The 6446-nt window shown below is 70.6% G+C and carries 6 protein-coding genes and 1 pseudogene; 2 read left to right on the top strand and 5 right to left on the bottom strand.

The genetic code is table 11. The features are described from left to right. Together ADL01_RS44765 and ADL01_RS42110 are read left to right on the top strand one after the other, a co-directional pair. On the top strand, nucleotides 1-292 hold a 292-nt coding region (locus ADL01_RS44765; protein ID WP_234354679.1), incomplete at its 5' end, for a hypothetical protein. Then, nucleotides 289-776, top strand: a pseudogene (locus ADL01_RS42110) (NAD(P)/FAD-dependent oxidoreductase); the annotation flags it as partial. The gene ADL01_RS44765 and the pseudogene ADL01_RS42110, both read left to right, overlap by 4 nt. A 73-nt stretch (nucleotides 777-849) precedes the next feature. On the opposite strand, the gene ADL01_RS17815 reads toward ADL01_RS42110, so the two are convergent. The 5 genes from ADL01_RS17815 to ADL01_RS17795 form a co-directional block, all read right to left on the bottom strand. Next, nucleotides 850-1452: a HutD family protein gene (locus ADL01_RS17815; RefSeq protein WP_199834854.1), complete on the bottom strand. Its 603-nt coding sequence runs from the start codon at nucleotides 1450-1452 to the stop codon at nucleotides 850-852. Nucleotides 1453-1567: 115 nt separating this feature from the next. Beyond that, a complete protein-coding gene (locus tag ADL01_RS17810) occupies nucleotides 1568-2725 on the bottom strand; it encodes a hypothetical protein (RefSeq protein WP_053742988.1) in 1158 nt (385 codons plus the stop codon). Between the two features lie 115 nt (nucleotides 2726-2840). Continuing rightward, nucleotides 2841-3398, bottom strand: a complete 558-nt coding sequence (gene tpg, locus ADL01_RS17805; protein ID WP_053742987.1) for a telomere-protecting terminal protein Tpg — start codon at nucleotides 3396-3398, stop codon at nucleotides 2841-2843. Nucleotides 3399-3404: 6 nt separating this feature from the next. Continuing rightward, the gene (gene tap, locus ADL01_RS17800) at nucleotides 3405-5660 is read right to left on the bottom strand and encodes a telomere-associated protein Tap (RefSeq protein ID WP_053742986.1); all 2256 of its coding nucleotides are present in this window, start codon (nucleotides 5658-5660) and stop codon (nucleotides 3405-3407) included. Between the two features lie 255 nt (nucleotides 5661-5915). Then, nucleotides 5916-6416, bottom strand: a complete 501-nt coding sequence (locus ADL01_RS17795; protein ID WP_053742985.1) for a peptidylprolyl isomerase — start codon at nucleotides 6414-6416, stop codon at nucleotides 5916-5918. Between the last annotated feature and the right edge of the window lie 30 nt (nucleotides 6417-6446).

Below are 6446 nucleotides of genomic sequence, written 5' to 3'. Positions count from 1 at the left end.
TGCACAGCAGCCTCGGCTATCGCAGTCCCGCCGAATACGAGACCGCACTCGCAGCCTGACCACCACACCGATGGTGTCCGTCAAAGCGGAACAAGCTCACGACGGGCCGGCCGAGGAGTGGGCCGAGGTCTGCGTGGATGCTCTGGGCGGCGACGAGGCGGTCACAGTCGTCCCATGGGAAGCCGCTGATGAGGACCTGGCCGGGCTCACGACACGGCTGCGTGATGCCGCGGTCACCGCCGCGCAGGCCACGTCCGACCGGCCGCTTGTCCTCGCCGGTGTCCTCTCCTGATCGACCAGGTCGAGCGCGACCCGCGGGTGCGCGTCCTGCTGCGCACCGAGGTGACCGAGGCACTCGGCGACAAGGCGCTGGAGGCGGTCACCGTCGTCGACCACCGTACGGGCGAGCACCGCGACCTCGCGGTGCGGGCACTGTTCGTCTTCACCGCGCGGACCCTCACACCGAGTGGCTGTCCGGCGCGCTCGCCCTAGACGCGCGCGGCTACGTGCTCACCGGCGCGGAGGCGCAGGCGTGCTCCGTTCCCGAGCTGTGGCAGAGCGAGGGCCGCGGCTGCCTGACGTTGGAGACCAGCCTGCCTGGCGTGTTCGCCGCCGGCGACGTCCGCAGCGGCTCGGTGAAGCGCGTGGCCTCCGCGGTCGGCGAAGGCGCGATGAGCATCCACTCCGTGCACCGCTACCTGGGCCACACGGCCGCGCCCGGCGGCACCGACAGCTCCCCGCACACCCGTCCGAAGAAGTCCGCTTGGCTCGCATGACACCCGGCGGGCGACGAGCTCACGAGAAGGAGAAGGAGAAGGAGGTGGCTTCGCCAACGACCTCACCAGCGCGTTAGCGCGCCGCGGTGATCCTGATCTCGGCCACCGTGCCGTCGCCTTGCAGAGTCAGTGCGCCCGGGCCTTCGTAAGGTACGCAGTCGAGACGGCCGAGCGCCCTCCCCTGCTCGTCCGGTCCGCCGACGGCGATCCCCTCAGTGAGGGCCATGACGAGTAGGGTCTCGCCCGCCGCGCACGCCATCTCCGTCCCCCCTGCGGCGGGGACGGCGACGATCCGCACTCGTGCCGTCGCCCGGCCCCTGCGGGTCATCACGTTCATGTCGCGCACCGCACCCGCCTCCAGCCGACAGTCGGTCGTCGCCTCGCCGGAGAAGGCGAAGGGGCTCAACGGGCTGACCGAATGCGGGGTACCGTCCACGGTCAGCACCATGCCTTCGCCCTCGACCAGGGTGATCACGCGGTCGATCCCGGGAAAGGAAGAGAAGGGGCCTCCCGCGTCCACGTCCGCGACGCTCACCCGCCAGTCGAAGCCGTCCTCCGGCTCCGCCGGGGCCAAGGGCCCTTGCACGGCGCCCGACGCGACCTCCCTGGTCATGCCGCCGCCGTTCTTCCACGGCATGCTGCGGTATTCGCCCCAGCGCAGAACATCGCCGCCCATCCGACACCGTCTCCTTCGTCCGGCCGACCGCCGTCACCGGCGAACCCCGCCACCGCCACGGGCCTCTGCCCAGGCAGGCACATGACGCCGAGTCCGGGGCCAGCCTACGTGCCGGTCAGCGAGTCGAACGCTGGATCAGCTCGTACTGGGCGGAGGTGGACTCTCCGGTGATCAGTGTGTAGGAGCCCACCGACCAGAACTTACCCGCGCGGCCGGTGGGCGCGAGGGCCTCGATGCGGTACGCCTGGGTCTGGCCACCGGGGACCGCGTCGCCCTCCACGGAGGTCCAGACGCGGTCCCGCAGGCGCCAGTACAGGGCGGTGCCCTCGTAGCCGTAGGGGTCGCCCGAGACCCAGACGGTGCCTTTGCTGTCGCCTGTGATGGAACTGGCGTGCAGCCCGTCGACCGGGCCGGTGACGTCGCGCCAGGTGCGGCCGTTCCAGTGCAGCACCTTGGTCTTCTGCGGCTCGTCCTCGACGTACGGGGCGAGAGCGGTGACCCAGACGCTGCGGGCGGACTCCTGGTACACGGCGGTGGCCAAGAGGTCGCTGCCGGCCGGCGCGGTCTCGGTCCACGAACGGCCGTCCCAGTGCAGGAGCACGGACCGGCTCGGCTGGCCCGCGTACGCGAACTGCCCGACCGCCCAGGCATCGTGGGAGTTTCGCGCCTCGATGGCGCTGATGAAGACGCCGTGCGGGATGGGCGTGCTCTGCCAGGCACCGTGGGCGTAGGTGTTGATCGCGGTATCGCTCACCAGCCAGACCCTGCCGGGGACGGCGGCGAGCTTCGCGAAGCCGTAGCCCTTCTCCTCAGGCAGCGGAGCCTGTGTCCACCCCTTGCCGTCGAAGTGGGCCAGCGTCTCGCCCACCTGGTCCCAGCCGTACGCCCAGACGTCGTGCGCGGACGCCCCGTCCACGGCGTGCCACACGCCGGTCTCCGGCACCGCGGGGGCGGACTCCTGCTGCCATGTACTGCCGTTCCAGCGCAGGATGACGCCCTCGCTGACGCCACCGACGTACTGGGCACCCACCGCCCAGGCTGCGTCAGGACCGACCGACGCGATGTCGAATAGCGAGGAGTTGTCAGAGAGAGTCCCCGCCGAAGAGGTGTGCCAGGCCGGGGCCGAGACCCGGCCCGGGGCCGACGCGGCGGAAGCCGCACCGTCCGCCGCGGAGACCGCGGCTGGAGCGACAGTCACCGTGGCTGCCGTGAGCGCCGCGACGATCGCGATCCTGAGGTACGTACCTGTCTTCCCGGTCTTCCCTGTCTTCATGACTGCTCCCCCGTTGTCTACGTGGGTGCAGCGAGGGCCCGTACTCCCGAGTACTCCCGACCCGTTGCTGCCCGGTCAGTCATGAGACCGTTCACCCCGCCCGAAGGTTGTGCCCCTACAGGTCGATCTGGATGTGCTCCACGTCGGTGAACTCCACGCCCAGGCCTTGGGCGCGGGTGTTGTTGTTCCTGAAGTACATCTCCGCCAGGCCTTCGGCCGCGATGTGCTGGAGCTGCCGCTCGGTGGCGCCGGCGTCGCGGGCCTCGAAGAGGCGGTCCGCCCAGCGCGGCGGCAGGGCCTGGGTGATGTCCCGGATCCGGGCGTCGTCGGTCGTGCCGGGCGCGGCGGTGAACCCGAAGCGGGCCCGGGTGTTCACGACCAGGCCATCAGTGCTGGCGGCCTTCTTCTTGGCCTTGGCCCGGATCTGCGGTTGCCATCGCTGCCGAACCTCCCGCTCGATGCGCTCGCGGAGGTCGTGGCGTGGCCGCTTGAACGTGCCGGCGACGTACCGCTCCACGGTGCGCTGGGACACCCCGAGCGCCTGCGCGACGGCCTTGGTGCCCTTGAGCTGCTTGACCAGGTACCTCATCTGCGCCTGGGCGCTTTGCGGGATGCGGCGGGTGAACGCCCCTTCCAGCGCGCGGTCCAGGCTGTCCCGGAGCGAGTCGGCCATGGTCGGCTACTCCCCTTCGCCGGCGGTCGGGTCATTCTTGATGAGGTTGGCGATGTTGAACGCGCCGCCGTTCTCCTCGAATTGCGCTTCCGCCCACAGCACGGTCTGGGTGCCCTGGTGCTTGACCATCCCCGGTGAGACCCCGAGCCGGAACGTGCCCGGCGCGGGCTTGCCCTCGGGCGTGTACGGCAGGACATCGAGGGGGCTGGGGCCGGCGGAGGGGTAGACGATGGCGTCGGTGCCGATCGCGACCGGGTAGAGGTCGGCCGCGGCGGCCGTCTTCATCAGCTTGCGGTGCATGCCGACCCGGACGTTGGCCAGGACCGCGGCCCGGATGTCGGGGCGCCACGTCTCCCGCTTCAGCGCGGGCCACGGCTCGTAGTAGGGCACCTGGCCGCGGTTGCGCTGGCGCAGTTTGCCGATGCCGCCCTTGGCGGTCGCCTTGATCGCCTTCGCCAGCAGCGCCATCGTCGGGTCCACGTGTTTGGCGCGGGCCATCGCGTCCAGGAACTCCGCGTCGGCCATGGACGTGGTCACACCGAGGTCGGCCATCACGGTCACGTACGCGTCGCGCAGCCGGTTGTACCAGGGGTCCAGGTAGCGGCCGGACTGCGGGCGCACGTATGCCTCGATCGGCGCGACCTCGAAGCCCAGCTCCACGGCGTACGCCACGGTGGGCGTCGCGTACCAGGCAGGCCCCGTCGGCCGGTCGCCCCTCGGGGTGAACGGGCTGGGCAGCCGGTCGGCGTCGACCGTACGACCGTTGACCCTCGCGCGGGACAGGTCGACGTGGGAGAGGTCGACCAGCCACGAGCCGGGCAGTTTCGGGTCGAACGCCGGACGGTTCGTCAGGTGGGTGGGGCCACCCAGGCCGACCGTGAGGCCGTTGGCGGCCGCCGCGAACGCGAGGTTCACGTCGATCACGACCAGGTACGGCTTCATGCACTCGTCGTCGGTCAGTTCCCGGCACCAGTCGTACGGCTCCTCCGTCAGCATCTGGTCCTGGGTGCGCAGGTGGTGACGGGCGAACTTCCCCCGGAGGATCGGGTGCTCGTCCGGGACCTCGCACTCCACGACGTCGTACACCGCCGTCAGCGCGTCCGCGTTGAACGCCCGCTCGAACCTGCCGGTGGCCTCGTCCTTCTCCGCACGGGTCGGCGGGCGCAGCGCCGTCATCAGCTCCAGGCCGGTCGTCGAGGCGGTGCCGCGCGGCGTCGTCACCAACTGCGCGTACGTGCCGAGGTACCGGGCCAGGTCGGCGGGGTGCATGGCCGGGATTTTCGGGTCGTCCTTGTCGTCCCATTCCCGTGCGTCCAGCGCGTTCCAGGACGGTACGCACAGCTGTACGCAGCGTCGCTTGGCACCGTCGGGATCGCGAAAGATTCGGGCCCATGGCCCGAACCCACGCTGGGTGAGCTGCAGTTCAGCCCTCTTGATCTGTTTGACCACCTTGTGGCTGTCCGCGAGCCGCCCGGCGCGCCGCTCGTCGTCCGACAGGGCGACGGGCAGGCCGTAGCGCTCCAGCGCGGCGGGGGTGAGGACCAGGACCGGGTCGGCGTCACGGCCGTTGCGGTGCAGGCGGGCCTGACCGAGGCGCGCCTCGGCGAGCGTCCAGTCGACCAGGGCCGGCAACGACTTGGCGGGCACGCCCAGGACCAGACCGCCGACGCAGTACGCCGACACGTGCCCGTCCTCGCAGTCGACGACCGCCAACGGGCCGTTGGCGAAACGCGGGTCGGCCTCGGCCGCTGTCGAAGCGGTGGCCTTCGCGGCCTTCACGGCCTTAGTGGCCTTCGCTGTGCCCGAGCGCCACGACGTCGGCGACGGACTGGTGGTGCGCGCCGGACGGGGAGCGGCGGCCGGAGCGGCGGGGCTGGGCGGAGCGTTGTGTCCGGCCGTCGTGTCCGCCGGCTCGGGCGCCGGGTCGGGGGGCACAGGGGGCGCTTCCGGAGCCGGGGCGGGAGCACTCGTGGTTGTGGTGCGAGCGGCCGTGTCCTGGACGGGCGCCACGGGGCCGGCCTCGGCGGGGTAAAGCTCCGCGAGTTGCCTGAGCAGTCGGGCGTACGCGTCGCGCTCGGGCGGCCTTGGCTCTGTCCTGCCCGACTCCCAGCCACTGACGGTAGCCCGCCGCACCGCGAGGGCTTCGGCCACCTCGTCCAGGGTCAGGCCGTGCGCGGTGCGCAGCCGCTTGCGCTCTGCTGGCGGCGGCAGCGGGGACCGGGACGCAACCAGTGCGTCGATCCGCTCGAACAACTCGGACATCCAACGCCTCCCTGTCACGCAACAGACGCAACAGTAACGTGAAGCGTACGGATCACGTACCAATGGCGTACGGGTGGCGTACACGATTTTCAGGCGTGTTGTCCTCCTGCGCGGGCGATGCCACCAGGCCCGTACGCACCCGGGAGCGCACCACGGCGGCCCGGGTCCGCCTTGAAGGACGGGCCCGGGCCGCCGTGGTGCCCACGCACGTGGGCCGTCGGGGCGCTGTACGGGCGCCCCCCGACGTACGACTGCTCAGACAGCGGGGACGATGCCGCTTTCCTCGATGACGATCTTCTTCGAGGTGGTGCCGGAGCGGTTGCCGAGGGCCTCGATCGTCTTGACGACGTCCGCACCCTCGACGACCTCGCCGAAGACGACGTGCTTGCCGTCGAGCCACGAGGTCACCACGGTGGTGATGAAGAACTGGGAGCCGTTGGAGTTCGGACCCGCGTTGGCCATGCTCAGCAGGAACGGCCGGTCGTGCTTGAGCTGGAAGTTCTCGTCGGCGAACTTCTCACCGTAGATGCTCTTGCCGCCCGTGCCGTTGCCGTTGGTGAAGTCACCGCCCTGCAGCATGAACTCGGGGATGACGCGGTGGAAGGGGGCACCCTTGTAGCCGAACCCGTTCTGGCCGGTGGCCAGCTCGCGGAAGTTACGGGCGGTCTTCGGCACGACATCGTCGAACAGCCGGAAGACGATGCGGCCGAGGTCCTCACCGTTGGCGGAAACTTGGAAGTAGACGTTCTCACTCATGGCATTGATTCTCCACGATGATCGCCGGCT

This window comes from Streptomyces sp. NRRL WC-3618 (assembly GCF_001280005.1).
Taxonomy (GTDB): domain Bacteria; phylum Actinomycetota; class Actinomycetes; order Streptomycetales; family Streptomycetaceae; genus Streptomyces.
Note: the sequence above shows the minus strand (reverse complement) of the source record. Positions and strands in the feature narration are given on the sequence as shown.